This is a genomic window from Dyadobacter sp. 3J3 (assembly GCF_009801115.1).
GTDB lineage: Bacteria > Bacteroidota > Bacteroidia > Cytophagales > Spirosomataceae > Dyadobacter.
In genome coordinates, this window is sequence record NZ_VTOL01000002.1 from 336,478 (window position 1) to 356,273 (window position 19,796).

Sequence of the window (19,796 nt, forward strand, 5' to 3'; positions counted from 1 at the left end):
CCGGCCGTACCGGGTTCTCATGTGATATTAATCCTTATTTTTGCCACTAATACTTCGCAAGTAAGTTTTTACAAACCTGATTCGCGTAATATTCCTTTTTATGCCTAAAAAAAAGAAGAAGATTGGTAGTTACCCCAACGCAATGATCGTAATGAGTCTGACGGCTGCATTATTTCTGATCGGCTTTTGCGGGCTTCTGGTATTACAATCCAAGAAACTGGTTTCGATCATTCGTCAAAATATTGAGGTAAGAGTTTTCATTGATAAGGCTGTCACAAAAGCTGGTCAGGATTCCTTACTGACTATTTTGAAAAGCCGGCCATATGTGCTGAATACTCCGGAAACTACAAATCCAATCACTTTTGTATCCAAGGAAGAGGCTGCAAAAGAATTTATTGAAGGCACAAAAGAAGATTTCACCGCTTTTTTAGGAGAAAATCCATTGCGTGATAGTTACCGTGTAAAAATCGGCGAAGATTATTTTGAAGAGTCAAAATTACAGGCGATCAAAAAAGATATTGATAAGTTGAGCGGTGTTTACGAAGTCGTTTATCAGGAAGATCTCGCTGATAATATCAATCGTAATGTAACAAAGATCTATGCTGTCCTTGCAAGTTTCGCTTTGATCATGCTGATTATCATTGTTTTACTGGTTAATAACACCATCAAACTAGCCATTTATTCCCAACGTTTTTTAATCAGAAGTATGCAGCTCGTTGGTGCTACCAATGGTTTTATTCAGCGTCCGTATATTATGCGTGGTGCTATGCAAGGTACTATCGGAGGAGTTCTTGCCGGTGGGTTACTTATTGGTTTACAACAAATTGCAGTACGAAATGTTGAAGGCCTGGGTATGTTGCAGGAATATGACAAGCTTGTCATTCTTGTTGCTGTCGTTCTTGCTTTGGGTATTATGATTGGTATAGCAAGTACATATCAGTCGCTTGCACGCTATTTACGTATGGCTTTGGATGATTTATATTAATTGAATTGTAAAATCTTACCCGTTAAAAAAATATTTATGAGCAACACAAAAAACAGTCTTCCTTTCGGAGCGTCAAATTATAAAATGATGCTGATCGGTTTAGCCGTGATTCTTTTAGGATTTGCGATCATGAGCATGGACAAAGAAGAGTTTGGTTTTGGTGCATTAGGATTAACCGTCGGACCGATTATTGTAGTGATTGGTTTCGTTGTTGAGTTCTGGGCCATTTTACGTAAACCAGCTAATTCATGACCATTTGGCAGGCTATTATTTTAGCAATTGTTGAAGGAATTACAGAATTCCTACCCGTTTCATCCACTGGCCATATGATCATTGCATCCTCTGTTATGGGGATCAGCCATCTGGATTTCACTAAAATGTTTACGGTTAACATTCAGTTTGGCGCTATTCTTTCCGTTGTCGTTTTATACTGGAAACGTTTTTTTCAATCCACTGATTTTTATTTCAAGTTGTTTGTAGCATTTCTTCCGGCTGCTGTTTTAGGATTTTTATTGAACGATTTTATCGATTCAATGCTTGAAAATGTTGTTGTAGTTGCAATTTCACTTTTAGTCGGTGGAATCATTTTAATATTTATTGATCGCATTGCAAACGACGAAACCAAAGAAAGAGAAATATCTTATTTTGATGCCCTAAAAATTGGTTTTTTCCAGTGTATCGCAATGATTCCAGGTGTTTCAAGATCTGCTTCTACGATCATCGGAGGGATGCTTCAAGGTCTTTCAAGGAAACAAGCTGCTGAATTTTCATTTTTTCTTGCAGTTCCAACCATGGCTGCGGCCGGTGGTTACAAACTTTTGAAAACATACGATACCATTCAGGCATCTGATATTCAAACTTTATTGATTGGTAATGTGGTCGCGTTTGTTGTTGCGATGCTGGCAATCAAATTCTTTATTAATTTCCTTACAAAATACGGTTTCAAAGTTTTTGGCTACTACCGTATCATTTTAGGAATTATTCTGTTGGCACTTTTGGCGTCGGGTTATAAACTAGACATCGTTTAGTGTTTTTTGACAAAGAACGAGGAGATATTTTTAGATAACATAAGCACAGTTTGAGTAACGAGACGACCATACAAGACGAAGGAGAAGTTCTATTGATTGACAAACCACTAAAATGGACATCTTTTGATGTTGTCAACAAGATAAAGAGAGCTTGTAAATATAATAAAATCGGTCATGCCGGCACGCTGGATCCTCTGGCGACCGGCTTGCTCATTTTATGTACAGGAAAGAAAACAAAGATCATTGACACCTATCAGGCACAGGAAAAGGAATATACCGGCACTTTTGTATTAGGTAAAACAACGCCTTCGGTTGATCTGGAAACGGAATTTGACGCAGAATTTCCTACGGAACATATCACACCGGAAATACTTGAATCGGCGAGAAAAACTTTTCTTGGTCAAATTGAGCAAATCCCCCCTATTTATTCTGCTGTTAAAGTAGACGGTGAAAGACTTTACAAAAAAGCCCGTCGCGGTGAAACTGCTGAAATAAAAAAACGCAGTGTAGAGATTTCACTTTTTGAAATTGACAGTACTAATTTCCCGGCCATCGATTTTCGGATCATTTGTTCAAAAGGTACATACATTCGTAGTATTGTCAGAGATTTCGGTGTTGTTGCAGGAAGCGGGGCATATCTGAGCGTTTTATGTCGTACCAGAATCGGTGCTTTTGAACTAAAAGATGCCAAAAACCTGACCGATTTCATCTACCAGAAGCGTGTTGAATTGAAGCTATCCGTTGAAGAATGAACATATACCACAGCCTTGATTCCTTTCACAGATTGGAATGCGCCGTCGTAACCAGTGGCACTTTTGATGGCTTGCATGTTGGCCATAAAAAAATACTTTCCCGGCTTAAAGAAATCAGTAATCAATGCGATGGCGAATCTACCGTACTCACTTTCTGGCCACATCCTAGAATGGTGGTTTCAGAAGATAGTCAGGATTTGCAGTTGCTTTCTACTATTGATGAAAAAATAGAATTGTTTTCCCAAATGGGTATCCAGCATTTGGCGATCATTCCATTTACCAGAGCTTTTTCTGAATTGTCATCCGATGATTTCATTCGCCAGATTTTGGTTGACAAAATTGGGACGAAAAAGCTGGTGATCGGATATGACCACCGATTTGGGAGAAACCGGGAAGGGAGTTTTGAATTTCTTCAAAAGAATGCATCTGCTTATGGTTTCGAGGTTGAAGAAATTCCTCGTCAGGATATTGAAGATCTGGCGATTAGTTCTTCGAGAATCCGTCATTCGCTTTTGTCCGGGAATGTGGACGAAGCGAAATATCTGTTAGGTCGCCCCTACTCGATTACTGGCCTGGTTGTAAAAGGAAAGCAATTGGGACGAACAATTGGATTTCCAACCGCCAATATTCAGCTTCACGAATCTTACAAACTTATTCCTGCAAACGGGGTTTACGTTATCAAAGCGTACCACAACGGGGAAGCATATCAGGGAATGCTTAATATTGGCGTTCGTCCAACTGTTGATGGAACTTTCCGTACTATTGAGGCCAATATTTTTGATTTTGACAAAGAAATTTACGGCGAAGATTTAACCGTTGAATTACTCCACTATCTCCGTCCGGAACAAAAATTTAATGGGTTGGATGCTTTGATTGCACAAATCAAGATTGACAAAGAGAATTCAATTGCATTTTTTAAGAATCAGGAATAAGAAAATATCTTATTTAAATAAAAACCCTGAATTGGCTTTAACTTGCCAATTCAGGGTTTTTATTTTTATTTGAACATATTAAGATCCCATACCATTTCTCAGTTCTGGTATAATTATAATGCAGAAAATGAAAACTAAAATGTTATGAAACTATATTTTCAATATGCGCTGTTTTGGGTTTTGGTCCTGTTTTCGACAAAATCCAATGCGCAGCCGCACAATTTAATTTTGTTGAAAAATGTAAATCTGATTGATGGAACTGGATCGGCTTCCAAACCTAATGTTAATATCCTGATCAAGGACGGGACCATAGCAGCAATTCAATCCGAATTAAAAGATCCTGCCGCAACTCAAATTGACTTAAAGGGAAAGACAATTATGCCCGCCATCATCAGCGCTCACACCCATATTGGTACCCTAAAAGGAAATTCCACAACCGCTGAAAACTATACCCGGGAAAATATTCTGAGACAATTAAAAAGATACCAGGATTACGGTGTAGGCACAATCCTGACCATGGGCACCGACCGGCCTTTAATTTTTGAAGGATTGATCGATTCTACAAAAGCTGGTTTATTGCCCGGAGCCCGATTGTATTCTGCGGGTTACGGTTTTAATACGCCGGATAAAGCGCCAGGTTCCTGGATGAACTTGTTATGGAGACCAGATTCGGCAGACCAGGTTCCAGCGCAAATTGAACAACTTTCCAAAGTTAAACCGACGGTTGTTAAAATTTGGGTGGATGATCACGGCGGAAAAGCCGATAAAATGAAACCGGAGGTTTATAAAGCAATTATTCGTGAAGCGCATAAAAAAGGGCTTCGGGTTGCAAGCCATTTGTACAACGTTGAAGATGCCCGTGATTTGACTGAATCCGGTTTGGATATTATGGCACACAGCATTCGGGATAAGGAAATTGATGCGGATTTACTTAAATCGATGAAAGCTAAGGGAGTCACATATATTCCAACGCTTTCCCTGGATGAATATGCTTATATCTACGCCAGAAAGCCTGAATGGGTTGAAAATAAATTTTTCAAAGCTTCTCTGGAACCTGGCGTTTATGACATGATTGTCAGCCAAAAATATCAGGATCAGGTTAAAACTTCACCTGATTATCAGCGAAATATTGCAGGATTCAATATCGCATTGAAAAATCTAAAAAAGATTCATGACGCAGGAATTTTGGTAGCCTTGGGGACAGATTCTGGTGCTTTCCCTATTCGCGCACAAGGTTTTTCGGAGCATCTGGAAATGGAATTAATGGTTCAGGCTGGCCTGACGCCTATGCAAACCATTACAGCAGCCACGCTGAATTCTGCGAAAATTCTTAGAATTGATAATCTATATGGAACAATCCAAAAAGGCAAAAAAGCAGATTTTATTGTTTTAACCGAAAGTCCTGAAAAGAATATCAAGAATACCAGAAAAATAGAATCGGTCTGGAAGGATGGGAAAAAAGTAAGTGACGGGCCGTTGAGAAAATAATGCTTTTAAAATCATGGAAAAAAAAACTGAAACCTACTTTTTTAAAGACGACGGATTAATTCCAAATAGTAAATACCCCTTGATTATTTACAAAAACGCTGTCATCGAGCGAGGAACTAATGCTGGCGCCTGGCTAGAAAAACTTTTTGAAAGTAATAATTGGTAAAATTCCTGGCGGAACGGAGTTTTTTCCTATCATCATTACCACAGCATTTCTCATGAAGTTTTGGGGATTTATGATGGTTCTGCCACACTTCTTTTAGGCGGAGAAAAGGGTCAGAAATTAAAAGTCAGCGCAGGAGATATAATCGTAATTCCCGCAGGCGTCGGTCATAAAAACCTGGAATCTTCAACCGATTTTAAAGTAATTGGCGCTTATCCAAATGGTATGAATTACGACATTTTAAGAGGAAAACCAGAAGAAAGAAAACAGGCTGAAATTAATATTTCAAAAGTACTTTTTCCTGATAATGATCCATTTCTGGGTACGAGTAAGGGTTTAAGGGAAATATGGACTAAAAACTAGAATTGAAAATTATTTGATTGGACAAATTTATCTTCAAAAAAAGGCTTCCGGAAATCCCGAAAGCCTTTTTTTTGAAATTATTACAAATCAGATTATCAGATCAATAACCTATATTCTGCTGCATATAACCCGGTAAGTTTGATGCACCGTCAATGGCAGTTTGAGGAATTGGGAAAATACGTTTGTGAACGTCAGTACTTGTTTTTTCAGTCCATGTTCCTTCATATTTACCAAAACGGATCATATCCGTACGGCGAACCATTTCCCAATACAATTCAAAACCTCTTTCGCGGAATAGCAAATCCAGGTTCATCGAAGTCAAAGCCGGAGGAGGTGTTGTAGCTGTTCTTGACGCCCTTACCGTATTAACATCATCAAGAGCCGTTGCATCACCTGCACTTTTACGCAATTTTGCTTCGGCACGCATCAGATACACATCAGCCAGACGAAGAATTGAAATATCAGCTTCTCCTTTATTTCTACCCGAATCAGAAACACGGCTGAATTCGTATTTTTCAACTCTATATCCTGAACTATATCCACTTCCTGCCGTTGTAAAGTCAATTTTTTCCGTAAAAATTACAGGCAAATCGTTACGGTTACGGCTTAGGTTTGTCAATTTACCAACCTTCAATTTTCCATCCGGACATCTTAAAAATGCACCATTTACACGGATTGCACCATATTGTTGTCCACGTAAAATCCCACGATTTATTTTATAATCAGCATCTACCAGACAAGTATCTCCCGGATTGGTGTAAACCGACATGTTCTCCTTGTAGAAACGAGGATCACGTTTTGGATCAACTGCACCATAAGCCTGCACCCAACTTTGGTAAAAATCAGAAGTAATAGCAGGTCCATCCGTACCGTTCGCTGCCGGAAAAGCTGCTATTGGAAACTGATCACCCGAAAGAGAGAAATAAGCCATACGATTATGTCCGTTCAGGTCAGGACGCTGATCCACTGCAAAAATCAATTCCGTGTTATCATGGTTTGTATTTCCAAAAATCGAGAAATAATCTGCTGATAATTTGGATTCACCTGAGCTGATAATACGTGTGGTATAGTCAATAACCTTGTCCATATCCGTACTTGCAAAAGTAAATTGCGGAGCATAAATATCACGGTAAACAGCAGCATTCAGATAAAGCCTTGCAAGAAGTCCCCAAACCGCAGCTTTTGTCAATCTTCCTGGTCCAACCGTAGCTTTATTTTGAACTAAGGGCTCAACAGCAAGTAATTCACTTTCGATATAAGAAACGGCCTCTGCACCACGAATGATTTTCGATACAGTTCCCGGATCTTCTTTCACGAAAACAATACCGAACAAATCCAGCATCATCATCGAATAATACGCTCTCATTCCTCTTGCTTCGGCCAAATAAAGCGCAGAAGTTGCATCTTTCGCCGTAGACAACGTGGTGATCGCAGTGATGGATCTTGAAATACTTTGAACGATATTATCCCAGGTTGCTTTAATATTCGGATCCGTACTTACCGACGTGTGCGCGTGCATTGCCAGGTAAATTCCGTTATCACCCCAGTCAGTACCACCGCGGTAAGGCAAGATTGCCTCATCAGTTGAAATTTCCTGTAAAGCAAAATAGTTGGTATGCTTATGAAGTTCAGGCAGAAGCGCATATACCGGCGCAATCAGCCCATTAGCCGTTTGTTCATCTGTAAGGTTAGACCCTAACGTTTCATCCAGCACTTGTTCCTTTAAATCTGTACAGGCTGTTATCAAAAACATCCCTGCAACTGTAAGTATGATAGGTAATTTCTTATTCATTGTCGTAAGATTAGAAGCCAATATTTAAACCAACAATCACCGTTCTAGCTTTTGGATAGCTCAGGTAATCGATACCATAGGAAGTAATTCCATTAATCGACCGGTCGTTGTTCACCTCTGGATCATAACCATTGTATTTTGTGGCAACAAACAGATTTTGTCCCGTTACGGATAAACGGATCGAATGAACCCAGTTGTTGATTCCCAATGCCGTGGTATTGAAATTATAACCTAATGCAAGGTTGTTTAATCTCAGGAATGAGCCATTTTTAAGATAACGGGTAGAAACCGGAGCCGAATTATTCGTTGATTCGTTCGGATAAGCAATAGCTTCCGGCGTTACATTTAAGCCTTTGGATAATCTCAATTTGTAAAAATTGGAGTTGGCTGTGTTATCGTAAAGTTTGTTACCTGATACTCCATTGAAGTTAGCAACCAGGTCAAATCCTTTGAAACCGATGTTTCCACTGAAATTATACATTTTGGTAGGAAGCGCAGATCCAGCCGCTACACGGTCTTTGTCCGTAATAATTCCATCACCATCCACGTCTTTAAAAGTACTGATTCCTTTATCATCAAACCCTGTGAATTCTTTCAAAAAGAAAGTACCGATTGGCTGTCCGCTGATATATCCGTTGATCGTAGCCGAAGTAAGTCCTGAACCTTGTGCCGCACCCGATGGAATTACAGAATAAGGTGAGTTCTTTACTTTATTTTTGATAAACGTGATGTTACCGCTCAATCCAAATCTGATACCGTTTCCAAGTGTTTTTCTGTAAGCAAGATCAATTTCAGTTCCCTGGTTAACGATTTTCATATTTTCAACATTCGTCCAGAAAGTACCTGCTGGCTGAACCGGATCCGACGGAATTACTTCCAAAAGAATTTTACCGGATGTTTTGCTGAAATAATCAATCGATCCACTCAATGCGCCTTTGAAAAGAGCAAAGTCAATACCTAAATCCGTTTGAGAAGAAGTTTCCCACTGAATATTAGGGTTAGCAAGACGCGCATAAGTAGTTCCGCCAGGATAAGCTCCTGTATTAAATAATGGATAACTTGTTTTGTCCGTAATTGTTGAAGTAAACAAGGCCTGAGTAATTTTAGAAGGAATTTCCTGGTTACCTGTTTGTCCCCAACCTGCACGAAGTTTCAAATCCGTAAAAGCCGATGATTTAAGGAATTTCTCCTCAGAAAGTCTCCATCCCAAAGAGAACGATGGGAACACACCATATTTGTTGTTTGCTCCAAATTTGGAAGAACCATCCGCACGTACCGTAGCCGTTACCAGGTATTTATCTTTGAAGGCATAATTCACTCTCGAAAAGAAAGATTGCAGCTCATTCAAAGTTGCAGTACCCGTTGGCCTGTTCACTGCCAAAGTAAGATCCTGGCCCACACCCGGATTATAAATCGGTTCAACTCCGCCAACAGGAAATTTATTGATGCTATAAATTCTTCCTGTTAAAGAGATTTTTTGATACGAGTGACCAACTAACGCGGAGAAATTATGATCCTTTTTATCAAGTGTGTAGGTGATGTAGTTTTCGATCAGCTTGTTACTGTTACGGACATCTCTTGTCTCTAACCTTCCAAGGTTTAAAGGTACAGTACTTGCCAGAGACTGTAAATCCCGCGTAGAAGTAGAATTGTCGATACCAAAGTTTAGTTTGTAAACCAGACCTTTGATGATCGTTACCGACGGAGAAATATTACCGATTAGACGATTTGTCGTAGTCAGATCCTTTTCAAGTGCCAACGTAATCAGCGGGTTCGTACCATCTGCATATTGGAAAGGTGCTCCCTTTGCGTCATAAGCCGGATAAGTAGGATTTGCAGCAATTGCACTTCCAACGATTCCCTCAGGAGGCCTTGTATTTTTTGTATTGGTAGCATTCAAATTGATATCAACGCTGACCTTATCATTAAGCAGTTTTTGATTCAAATTAATTCTTCCTGTGTATCTGTTAAGATTACTGTTTTTTAGAATCCCGTCCTGCTTCTGCATACCCATGGATGCATAATAAGTAAGCTTATCGGTCCCTCCACCCAAAGAAACATTATGATTTTGGGTATACGCAGTGCGGGAAATTTCTTTCTGCCAATCTGTATCGGCTTTTCCGTCGATTAATGTACCGTTCAATTTGGTCACCTCCGTGCGAAACTGATCCGCAGAAAAAACGTCCAACGGTCTGGCCATTGTGGAAATACCGAAACTTCCTGAATAGTTTACCGTTGCAACGCCTGATTTCCCTTTTTTGGTGGTAATAAGAATTACACCATTAGCACCTCTCGCACCATAAATTGCCGTAGCTGACGCATCCTTTAAAACATCAATTGATTCGATATCCTGAGGATTCAAAAAGCTTAATGGATTGGTTGCTCCACCCGTGCTGCTGTTGTCCAGTGCAAGACCGTCTACTACAAAAAGAGGTGTACTACCTGTACGAACTCCACCCGGTCCACGAACAGTAATACTCACGGTTCCGCCCGGTTCACCCGTTGCGGAAGTTACATTTACACCAGCTACTTTTCCCTGGAAAAGCTGCTCTGGCGAATTGATAATCCCGGTATTAAATTCTCCGCTTTTTAATGATTTTACGGATCCTGTGATATCTTTCTTCACTGTACTTCCATAACCTACCACAACAACTTCATTAAGATCTGCTGCTGATTCTTTCAGTGTTACATTAACCGTACTGTTCGTTTCAGACAACACAAAATCACTTAATGTCTGTTTTTCAAAACCGATATAACTGAATTCCAGATTGTATTTTTTCCCTGCTTCAAGGGCTGTGAACGAGAATTCTCCATTTTCATTCGTTGTAGCTCCTTGCTTGCTCCCACCGGCATCGGTAACCAGTACCGTTACACCCGGAAGACCTTCGTTTTTTGTTGTAACAACCTTGCCTTTCAGCGGGATGTCTTTAACTGCCATAGCGGCGCGGGTAATGTGCAGATTTTTTCCGTTAGCAACCGGACCGGCATTTGCACCGGCGCTCAAAGTCATCAACGTGGAAAACGACAAAACGCAACAACACAAGCCCATTTTGCTGACTAATAGAGTTTGTCTCATAAGGTGGATTATTTGATTAAAGATAAATTGGGATACTGTTTTAAAGAGATGCAGAAACAATGCCGATGAGTAAGTTTTCCAAAACTACAAATTGTATTATTGATATAAAAAATATAAAATAGCATACACTTAATGCAAACGTTTGAAATTTTCTGCAAACGTTTGAAATAAATAAGGATAATTAAAATAAAATCAAGACGTGACTGATTTTGGGTTTGGGAGGGTTAATTCGGGAATAAAAATGGTTAGGATGACGTCTTGTTAACAGGCTGCAAAACTGCAATGTTAATGTTACCTTACTATTAATTAAATGTGAACAAGCCGTTGTGAATGCCCTAAAAACGAAAATGGCCAACCTTTTCAGGATGGCCATTAATATTTTACGTTGATTTTTTATTACAATTTCACTTCGTCTTAGAATGATATACGTAATAATAGGCACCTTCGTCCTTATTGAATACTTTGATTGGCTTCACTCCCTCCATCTGTAAATCTGTAACCATATATTGGTATTTTCCAGCTTTGAATTCAGCGATAGCTTCCTGCGTCTGCACACTATGGCTTGCGAGTTCTATGGAATCAAAATAGATGTCATAATCATACATTTTCCGTTTTTCAGTAGAAATATATTTCAACAAAATACGGTATTGCGCGTCGTATTGTTTTTCATCTTCAAAGGCAAAAGCATTAGCAATTATGGGAAGATCTTTTTCATTCAATTCAGCCGCACCTTTATTTCCCAAAAGGAAATTCAGCTTTTTGATCATTTTAAGCGTATCCAGATTCTGCGCTTTTTCACGAAGAAGACAGTCCTGGGTTTTTGGTATATAAAATTCCAGTTCAGGATTAAGAAGCATTTTTGTATCAGACGGTAAAGTCAAAATCCACTTCGAGGCAGTATGCATGTTGATAGTTGCATGTACTCTTTTATGTTGCGCATAGGCTTCATTAAAATGAAAAAGAGACATGATAACCACCAACCCAATGGCAACTTTGAATCCAGTCGCTTTTCCCAATTCCACAATATAACTTAGTCCAAAACCAATAAGAAAAAGCGTAACTACGCCTGCGGGTAAAACATGCGTATCATAAATTTTTGATGAACGTAAAACGAGAAACAAGAAAATAAATAGATTTCCGATCAGCACAAAGTATATTACTTTTTTTGTTCTCAACAGATTGTAAATACCCAGTACACTCAATAATAAAATAATGTAATTGACAGGCTCAGCAAAATATATTTTCAAATATTCCATATTGAAAAATGTACCCATCGGTTTGTCATTCATTTTGGCAATGATACCGCCGACAAAGGATTTCATTACAACCAAGGTATCTGATATAATAAAGGGACAAAATACAATGAATGATATCAGGATCATGAGTATCGCAAACAACACATTTTTAATCTTATCCTGTGGTATCAGCAAGAAAATTGCAACTACGTAGAAAGGAATAAAAAAAGCAAATATAAGCCTCTGTGCAAGGATAAGGCCAAAAATAACCGAACAAATCACTACCTCTTTTATAGTAATCGAATCGGCAAAAATTAATCTGGCCATAAGTAAAATGAACAGGCTTCCAGAAATTGCTTCGGGCCTCAAAACCGGTAGATTACCGAGTAAAATAGTTGATGCCACGAGCACGACAGGCAAAAAAAGTCGCAGCGAATCTGTAAGCAAATAATGATTTCTCTTATGTATCAGTCGGATCGTGATGTACATAACATATCCAACCACGAATATCTGAACAGCTCTTCCTAATAAAATATACGGTTCACGATCCCAGAGATATTTATAGGCTTCAAGATCGAAGGATTCAAAAATAGAAACCAAACCGTGGATGCCACCAGTATTGGCAACAATGGATTTGAAACAAGCAGCTCCAAATACCACAAAGTAAAACAACATACTGGGAGAAGCCGGCCAGTCTAATCCACGAGGTGTGTTGCCATACCACATCCAGACGCCGGAATCTGCTACAAAATTTTCATCCGTTGTGTAATAACCGTGAAATGGAGAAATAATAACACCGGAAATAAAAACGGATATTATAATTAAAGTCAGTAGTGTGTACGTAACAATTTTACGGTTTTTGGAAGAAATCATGCTATGTAATTTAATAAAAAATCAAAAATGCAAAAGTAATTCTAAATTTGCACCTGCGAACATCGCAAAATTAGAATTACTTTATGCTAAAATTTATTTTCAGGTTTATTATTTTTTTAATAATCGTTGCGGGAGTTGCAGAAGCAGTGCTCCGTTTCAAATATGGTTTTTGCAATGCACCTCTATATGTTTCCGATCCTGATTTTGAATATATCTATGCTCCAAACCAAGATGTAAAGCGTTTTGGAAATGTTGTCCGCACCAACGAATTTTCGATGCGGAACGATGCCATATCACCAACCGACACTACGGTGGTGCTTCTGGTGGGTGATTCTGTAATTAATGGCGGCAGTATGACCGATCAGGATAGTTTGGCTTCCGGATTTCTTGAAAAGAGGTTAACGATTGCATTAAAAACCCGCGTACGCGTTCTTAATATTTCCGCCGGTTCGTGGGGACCGGATAATATTGCTGCCTATTTGAAAAAGTTCGGTTTATTTCACGCCAAACTCATTTGCCTTGTGACGAGCAGCCACGATGCCCACGACATCATGGCTCATGAAAGTCAGGTGGGTATTGATCCAAACATGCCGGACAAACAATATCACTTCGCTTTGCTTGAACTTTGGGATCGCTATAAATATCTGTATCCTTACTATGTTGATTATTATGCAGAAAAAATTCCTTTCTTTTCAACTCAAAAAGAACTCGATCCTGTTGCGCAGAAACCAAAATCAGATTCTCTCGTAACAAAAAAACCGGTTGACGACGGAATACGGAAAGCAGGAGTTGGTTTTAATCCAGGTTATGAACAACTACGCATAATAGCAGAGGAGAATAAAATTCCATTTTTCATATACCTTCATCCCGAAATCTCGGAAGTGGCAATGGGTCACTTTAATGACCAGGGTGATGAAATTATCAATTTCGCCAAAGAAAAAAACGTGCGTTTAATTAGCGAATTCGATTATCATCCGTCGGTGAAAATGTACCGAAAAATGGATGTTGTTCATTTCGATAATAAAGGACAGGTTTTTCTGACCAATAATCTTTATCCTATCATTTTGGGTTACCTTAAAAAAGATAAATAATGCGGGTATTAATGATTCACAATCAGTTATGGGCGCATTATAAGTCGAAACTTTTCAGTGAGATTTTTCAGAATATTTCGGCTACAAGTCCGAAAAGCGAATTTCTGGTTGTTCACATTGCGCTGTATGAAGCAAGTCGCAGCGTAATGCAGGACGATGAAGCTGTGAAATATGAATATCCTTACAAAGTTCTATTTCAAACCAGCCTCGACAAAGTAAAATTCGGAGAAAGAGTAAAAGCATTGTTTAAGGCTTTTGATGAATTCAAACCGACTGTTTTAAATGTAACGGGATGGTTTGATTACGCACAGGTTATGCTGATGATTTACGCCCGGATGAAGGGAGTCAAAATTGTATTGTCGTCCGAATCTTCGTCCATGGATCATAGCCGTTCGCCTTTAAAAGAAAAAATCAAAAGCTTGATCGTAAATCAGGCGGATGCTTTTTTTTGTTTTGGAAAATCATCAGCTGATTATCTTTTGACTTTGGGCGTCAACCAACATCAAATTGCCGTAACCAATGCCGCCGTTATAGATGAAGACGTTATCAGAAAGAATTTTGATCTGGCCAGACATCAAACTTTTGAAATAAATCCATCAACAAGGCAACGCAGTTTCGTTTATGTTGGAAGGCTGGCAGAAGAGAAAAACCTTGAATTACTGATCAAAGCCTTCATTTCCGTGAAAGAAAAAAGTAATAGTTCGTTTGACTGGACATTGCTTTTCGTAGGCGACGGACCTGCAAAAGAAAAGCTAAAAGAGCTATCAGGAGCTGAGCTAAAAAATGAGACCATTGAATTTGCCGGAGGGCATCCATGGTACAAAGTTCCAGCCTGGCTGGCAAAAAGCGATATATTGATTTTGCCAAGCAAATCAGAACCGTGGGGGTTGGTAGTAAATGAAGCGATGGTTTGCGGCATGCCTGTAATTGTTTCTGAAAAATGCGGCTGCGCCGAAGATTTGGTCAGAAATGGAATAAACGGATTTTTATTTAATCCTGAAAGTCAATCTGAACTAGAAACCGCCATCGAATTTTTCCTGAAAAATCCTGAAAAAATTGATTCCATGGGAAAGGAATCTCTAAAATTAATACACCCATTTTCATCAAAAACCGTAGCCAAAGCAATGGTAAGCTGTTACAAAAATCTTCGTTAGGTTTTTGTTTAAATAGTACCATTAATTTATTGAAAATATGCGAATTCTGAATATATGCGCCTACACGTGGGCAATCGGCGGACCTGCAAGGATTATTTATGATCATACGAATGAAGTACTTGCACAAGGCCATCAGGTTGATATTTTAAGTCCGATGACACCCGGAGAAAAAATGTATCCTGTTCCTGAAGGTGCACGATTAATTGAGTGCAAAAGAACAACGCCGATCAGTAATTTCTACCGGGAATTTTCGATTGAAATGTATGATTATCTGAAATTGCATATTAACGAATACGATATCATCCATATGCATGGAATATGGCATTTCGGGAGTTTGGCACCGTTTTTAATCCCGCATAAAGCGGCTTTGGTAATTACTATCCACGGTTTGCTTGATAAATGGGCCGTTGCTCATAGCAAATGGAAAAAAGATATTGTGACTTTATTGTATCAAAAAAGATTGTTGGGTAAAGCCGATTTGATCCAGATCAATAATATGGATGAAGAAGAGGATGTGATCCGGTATCTGGGTTACCGGCCAGCCAATATGGTGATTGTACCCAACGGAATGAAAGTTTCCGAATATATCCATTTACCAGAAAAAGGTACATTCCGTAAAAAACATGACATAGCTGCTTCTGCACAAATGATCTTGTTTATGGGGCGGCTTAACATAAAAAAAGGCCTGGATTTGCTGTTACCCGCTTTCCAGCAAGTGCATGAGAAATTACCAGATGCCGTTCTTATTCTTGCCGGTCCTGATGATGGATATTTATCAGAAACAGAAGACTTTATCAAAAAAAATAACCTGTCTGATAAAATAAAACTAGTCGGGATGTTAACCGATACAGTTAAAAAAGAAGCATTATCCGATGCAGATCTCTTCGTACTTCCCTCCTATTCCGAAGGGTTTTCAATTGCAGTTCTGGAAGCGATGACTTCCAAAGTTCCTGCACTCGTTTCGGACCGAGTAGGTTTCGGAGATTATATTAAAAAATACAACGCCGCCTATCTAACACCCCTTACCAGTGAAGGTGTTGCGGGCGGACTTCTTAAAATATTGCAAGATAAAAATTATGCAGATGAAATAAGAAAACATGCCTTTAAGATGGTGACAGATAATTTTGATATAAAAGTAGTAGCAAACCAATTATTAGAAGAGTACAAGAAAATTAAAAAAATGTAGTTATCTTTGACTATCTTATTAACATACACTAGCTGTACAATTTAACAATTCCCGGGCACTTTATGGTTGATTTATCCGTCATCATTTTAACGAATAATGAATCAAAACACATAGGGCGTTGTATCAAAAGCCTTCTGTTAATTACAGATAAAATCTTCATTATAGATTCATTTTCAACGGATAATACGGTAGCAATTGCAGAAGAATTGGGTGCTACCGTAGTTCAGAATCCATGGGTCTCCTACGCGTTTCAATTCAATTTCGGAATTCAGAACAATCCTTTCCAGACACAATGGCTGATGCGGATGGATGCAGATGAATATATCACACCCGAGCTTGCGGAAGAATTAAAAACATCACTTTCAACTACTCCTGAAAATATTTCCGGTCTTTATGTAAAAAGACGCGTTTTTTTTATGGACCAGTGGATCAATCATGGCGGTTATTATCCAATCTGGCTTCTGAGGATCTGGCGTCGTGGATTGGGTGTTTGCGAGGAATTATGGATGGACGAACATATCAAGTTAAGTAGTGGTATAACCGCTCAGCTTCAAAACGATATCGTTGATCATAATCTTAATAACCTGACCTGGTGGACACAGAAACATAATAATTATGCAATACGAGAAGTCATAGATTTATTGAATATTAAATATAACTTTGGAAATAAGGAAACTGTAACGCCGGATTTCTGGGGAAGTCAGGAACAACGGACCCGTTTTCTTAAAATCAAGTATGCCAATCTGCCGCTTTTTACACGACCGTTTTTGTACTTTACTTTCAGATTTATCTTCAAGGGAGGATTTCTGGATGGTAAAAAAGGATTGATCTGGCATTTTTTACAAGGTTTCTGGTACCGTTTTTTAGTGGATGCCAAGATATACGAAGTGTATCAAAGGGCTGGAAAGGAAAAAGAAAATATTGTATCACATTTTAGGACAGAATATGGAAAAGACCTCCAGAGCCCAAACCAGTCTGTCAAAATATAATAACAGCTGGTATAAACCTGGCAGCATTTTAAAGCAACTAGCCTGGCATGTTATTGGGAGGATATTTATCAATACCTACTTACCGATTCCAATGTTTATCAAAGCAGCGGTTTTAAAAGCATTTGGAGCGAAAATTGGTGCCAGCGTAACGATCAAACCGAAGGTGAATATTAAATATCCCTGGTTTCTGGTAATAGAGGATTATGTGTGGATTGGAGAAAATGTGTGGATTGACAATCTGACAAATGTTACTTTATGCAACAATTGCTGTATATCTCAAGGTGCTATGATACTGACCGGAAATCACAATTATACAAAGAGTACGTTTGATCTTATTTTAGGTCCGATAAGAATAGAGAACGGAGCATGGATTGGCGCAAAAGCGACTGTTTGTCCTGGGGTTACAGTACATTCACATGCTGTTTTAACCGTTAATTCGGTCGCTACCAAAGACTTGGATGCGTATGGTATTTACCAGGGAAATCCCTGTTTATTTGTTAAAACGAGAAATCTGACAAATTGAAAATTAGCATTATTACGGTTGTATATAACGGAGCTGCGACCATCAGGCATTGCATCGAATCTGTGTTGAGCCAAAATTTTGATTCCATCGAATACATTATTATTGACGGAAATTCGACGGATAGTACCAAGGAAATTATAAAGTCTTATGGTTCGAAAATTGATAAATTCATAAGTGAACCGGATAAGGGAATTTATGATGCAATGAATAAAGGAGTGATGATGGCAACAGGTGATGTTATTGGGATATTGAATTCGGATGATTTTTATGCGGATTCAACCATAATTTCACAAGTTGCAAAGGCTATGAATGAAACTAATGCGGACGGATGTTATGGTGATCTGAATTATGTTGATGGCCGTAACGAAGCAGTAATCAAGAGAAATTGGGTCTCGGGTGCGTATAAGCCCAATTCCTTTTTGATGGGATGGATGCCACCGCATCCTACATTTTTTGTTAAAAAGAAATGTTATAACCAGTATGGTAATTTTCGCCTTGACATGGGAAGTGCAGCAGATTATGAAATAATGCTGCGCTTTATATTCAAAAATGGAATAAAATTGACTTATCTTCCTAAGGTTTTAGTAAAAATGAGAACCGGTGGTGTAAGTAACAATACTTTAAAAAATCGAATTAAGGCTAATAGTAACGATAGAAAAGCCTGGCTTGTGAACGATATAAAACCAAGGTTTTTTACTTTATGGTTTAAGCCGATCAGAAAAGTCGTCCAGTTTTTGTGATTCCAGAAGAATTTAAATTACAAAACACACTATAATAAAAGCATCAACCTTTAAATAACTATTTTGACTTTCAGGGAGTTAGATTATAAATTCTCCTAATAATTTGTCAAATTTGAAAATAATCTGATTGAAATATTTGATATACAATCCGATCATTCAACCACTATCATCATGGAACTACAATTACCAACCTATATATTAAGTGAAGGAATCTTCAACAATATGATACATCACGATGTGTATCAATGCATCCTCTCCTTTCTAATAGCCTGTTTCTTGTCCATTATTTCGATTCCAATTATCATAAATCTTTCGAATCTTCTTCATCTAACTGCAAAGCCTGGTTTCAGAAGTTCTCATGAAACAGAAACACCGACTTTGGGAGGGATTGCAATATTCGCCTCGACGTTAATATCCTATTTCCTTTGGCCGCATTCTGACAACATTGTTGATTCGAACCTGATCAGCCTTTCTATGACGGGTGTAATCATTTTGTTTTTCCTGGGCCTTAAAGATGACATTCTGGCGTTAGATTCAACCAAGAAACTGCTGGTCCAGATCTGTGCATCGCTGATTCTGGTAGCGATGGGAAATTTTAAAATAGATAACTTTTACGGTATTTTCGGAATTCATCATATTCCCTATTACGTAAGCATTCCGCTCACCGTTTTCGTATTTATCGCCATTATTAATGCAATCAACCTAATTGATGGAATTGATGGCCTCGCTGGTGGTATCAGTCTGATAGCCGGTATAGGTTTCGGTATTTGGTTTATTCTAAATAATCACTTTTCTTTCGGCTGTCTGGCTTTTGCTATGTCCGGCTCTCTGTTAGGATTTTTGAGATTTAATTTCTCCAAAACGAGTAAAATTTTCATGGGTGATACGGGCTCGCTCATCATTGGATATCTCTTATCCATTTTTGCAGTTGAGTTTTTATCGTTGAATGTTGGCTACAAAAACGACAGCAGTGCCTATTTCAACGCGCCCATTATTGTCATGGTATTATTGATCGTTCCAATATTCGATACACTTCGTGTATTCATCGTAAGAATCGTAAAAGGTGGATCTCCATTCATCGCGGATAGAAATCACATGCACCACATTCTTATTGATTCCGGCCTCAATCATTTTTGGGCGTCTTTTACACTTTGGATGATTACCATTGTGAATACCGCGTTATTTTTCACTTTCCATGGTGATATTTCTAATACGGCTTCTTTTTACATTTATATCGTCATGTTTATCGCTTACATGGTTATTGCTTATTATTTAAAAAGAAGATCTGTTACAATAAAGGAGAAAAAAAAATTCCTTAATCACCCGTCCATAAATTAAATGATAACCAACCGTCTATAAATCAGATAATTAAAAAAAATAACTATATAAAAAAAGCCGCTCTGATTATTTAGAGTGGCTTTTTTTA

At 38.5% G+C, this 19,796-nt stretch carries 18 protein-coding genes; 15 read left to right on the forward strand and 3 right to left on the reverse strand.

Going from position 1 to position 19,796, the window contains the following annotated elements; translation table 11 throughout:
• Window positions 1-100 precede the first annotated feature (100 nt).
• The 8 genes from FZF08_RS05245 to FZF08_RS31515 all read left to right on the forward strand — a co-directional run bounded on the left by FZF08_RS05245 (window position 101) and on the right by FZF08_RS31515 (window position 5,711).
• Entirely contained in the window at window positions 101-985 is an 885-nt protein-coding gene (locus tag FZF08_RS05245; protein WP_159467587.1) for an ABC transporter permease, read from the forward strand.
• Between the two features lie 36 nt (window positions 986-1,021).
• Window positions 1,022-1,237: a DUF3098 domain-containing protein gene (locus tag FZF08_RS05250; protein ID WP_159467588.1), complete on the forward strand. Its 216-nt coding sequence runs from the start codon at window positions 1,022-1,024 to the stop codon at window positions 1,235-1,237.
• Window positions 1,234-2,013 (forward strand): undecaprenyl-diphosphate phosphatase, encoded by a 780-nt coding sequence (locus FZF08_RS05255; protein ID WP_159467589.1) that lies wholly within the window; start codon window positions 1,234-1,236, stop codon window positions 2,011-2,013. The genes FZF08_RS05250 and FZF08_RS05255 overlap by 4 nt, the downstream gene beginning before the upstream one ends.
• A gap of 50 nt (window positions 2,014-2,063) precedes the next feature.
• Window positions 2,064-2,765 carry a tRNA pseudouridine(55) synthase TruB gene (truB, locus tag FZF08_RS05260; RefSeq protein ID WP_159467590.1) on the forward strand — a complete coding sequence of 234 codons (702 nt, stop codon included), beginning with the start codon at window positions 2,064-2,066 and terminating at the stop codon, window positions 2,763-2,765.
• Window positions 2,762-3,697 carry a bifunctional riboflavin kinase/FAD synthetase gene (locus FZF08_RS05265; protein WP_159467591.1) on the forward strand — a complete coding sequence of 312 codons (936 nt, stop codon included), beginning with the start codon at window positions 2,762-2,764 and terminating at the stop codon, window positions 3,695-3,697. The genes truB and FZF08_RS05265 overlap by 4 nt, the downstream gene beginning before the upstream one ends.
• 144 nt (window positions 3,698-3,841) lie before the next feature.
• The gene (locus tag FZF08_RS05270; RefSeq protein WP_159467592.1) at window positions 3,842-5,185 is read left to right on the forward strand and encodes an amidohydrolase family protein; all 1,344 of its coding nucleotides are present in this window, start codon (window positions 3,842-3,844) and stop codon (window positions 5,183-5,185) included.
• A 13-nt stretch (window positions 5,186-5,198) separates the two neighbouring features.
• Window positions 5,199-5,351 carry a hypothetical protein gene (locus FZF08_RS31510; protein WP_200837032.1) on the forward strand — a complete coding sequence of 51 codons (153 nt, stop codon included), beginning with the start codon at window positions 5,199-5,201 and terminating at the stop codon, window positions 5,349-5,351.
• Between the two features lie 60 nt (window positions 5,352-5,411).
• Window positions 5,412-5,711 (forward strand): hypothetical protein, encoded by a 300-nt coding sequence (locus FZF08_RS31515; RefSeq protein WP_200837033.1) that lies wholly within the window; start codon window positions 5,412-5,414, stop codon window positions 5,709-5,711.
• Window positions 5,712-5,811: 100 nt separating this feature from the next.
• Here the strand turns inward: FZF08_RS31515 and FZF08_RS05280 are convergent, their stop codons facing one another.
• From FZF08_RS05280 to FZF08_RS05290, 3 genes are all read right to left on the reverse strand, one after another.
• Window positions 5,812-7,503, reverse strand: coding sequence for a RagB/SusD family nutrient uptake outer membrane protein (locus tag FZF08_RS05280; protein WP_159467593.1), 1,692 nt, complete (start codon window positions 7,501-7,503; stop codon window positions 5,812-5,814).
• A gap of 10 nt (window positions 7,504-7,513) precedes the next feature.
• Window positions 7,514-10,441, reverse strand: a complete 2,928-nt coding sequence (locus tag FZF08_RS05285) for a SusC/RagA family TonB-linked outer membrane protein (RefSeq protein WP_229216442.1) — start codon at window positions 10,439-10,441, stop codon at window positions 7,514-7,516.
• A 542-nt stretch (window positions 10,442-10,983) separates the two neighbouring features.
• Window positions 10,984-12,687: a hypothetical protein gene (locus FZF08_RS05290; RefSeq protein ID WP_159467594.1), complete on the reverse strand. Its 1,704-nt coding sequence runs from the start codon at window positions 12,685-12,687 to the stop codon at window positions 10,984-10,986.
• 83 nt (window positions 12,688-12,770) lie between these two features.
• Between FZF08_RS05290 and FZF08_RS05295 the strand changes: the two genes are divergently transcribed.
• The 7 genes from FZF08_RS05295 (at window position 12,771) to FZF08_RS05325 (ending at window position 19,708) form a co-directional block, all read left to right on the forward strand.
• The gene (locus tag FZF08_RS05295; RefSeq protein ID WP_159467595.1) at window positions 12,771-13,778 is read left to right on the forward strand and encodes a hypothetical protein; all 1,008 of its coding nucleotides are present in this window, start codon (window positions 12,771-12,773) and stop codon (window positions 13,776-13,778) included.
• An 11-nt stretch (window positions 13,779-13,789) separates the two neighbouring features.
• Complete coding sequence (locus FZF08_RS05300; RefSeq protein WP_229216421.1) at window positions 13,790-14,932, forward strand: glycosyltransferase family 4 protein; 1,143 nt, start codon at window positions 13,790-13,792, stop codon at window positions 14,930-14,932.
• 37 nt (window positions 14,933-14,969) lie between these two features.
• On the forward strand, window positions 14,970-16,118 hold the full coding sequence (locus FZF08_RS05305) for a glycosyltransferase (RefSeq protein ID WP_159467597.1): 1,149 nt from the start codon (window positions 14,970-14,972) through the stop codon (window positions 16,116-16,118).
• A 62-nt stretch (window positions 16,119-16,180) separates the two neighbouring features.
• Complete coding sequence (locus FZF08_RS05310; RefSeq protein ID WP_159467598.1) at window positions 16,181-17,107, forward strand: glycosyltransferase family 2 protein; 927 nt, start codon at window positions 16,181-16,183, stop codon at window positions 17,105-17,107.
• Complete coding sequence (locus tag FZF08_RS05315; protein ID WP_159467599.1) at window positions 17,064-17,630, forward strand: WcaF family extracellular polysaccharide biosynthesis acetyltransferase; 567 nt, start codon at window positions 17,064-17,066, stop codon at window positions 17,628-17,630. The genes FZF08_RS05310 and FZF08_RS05315 overlap by 44 nt, the downstream gene beginning before the upstream one ends.
• Window positions 17,627-18,370 (forward strand): glycosyltransferase family 2 protein, encoded by a 744-nt coding sequence (locus tag FZF08_RS05320; RefSeq protein ID WP_159467600.1) that lies wholly within the window; start codon window positions 17,627-17,629, stop codon window positions 18,368-18,370. Before FZF08_RS05315 ends, FZF08_RS05320 begins: the two co-directional genes overlap by 4 nt.
• A 171-nt stretch (window positions 18,371-18,541) precedes the next feature.
• Window positions 18,542-19,708, forward strand: a complete 1,167-nt coding sequence (locus FZF08_RS05325) for an MraY family glycosyltransferase (RefSeq protein WP_159467601.1) — start codon at window positions 18,542-18,544, stop codon at window positions 19,706-19,708.
• Window positions 19,709-19,796: the final 88 nt, after the last annotated feature.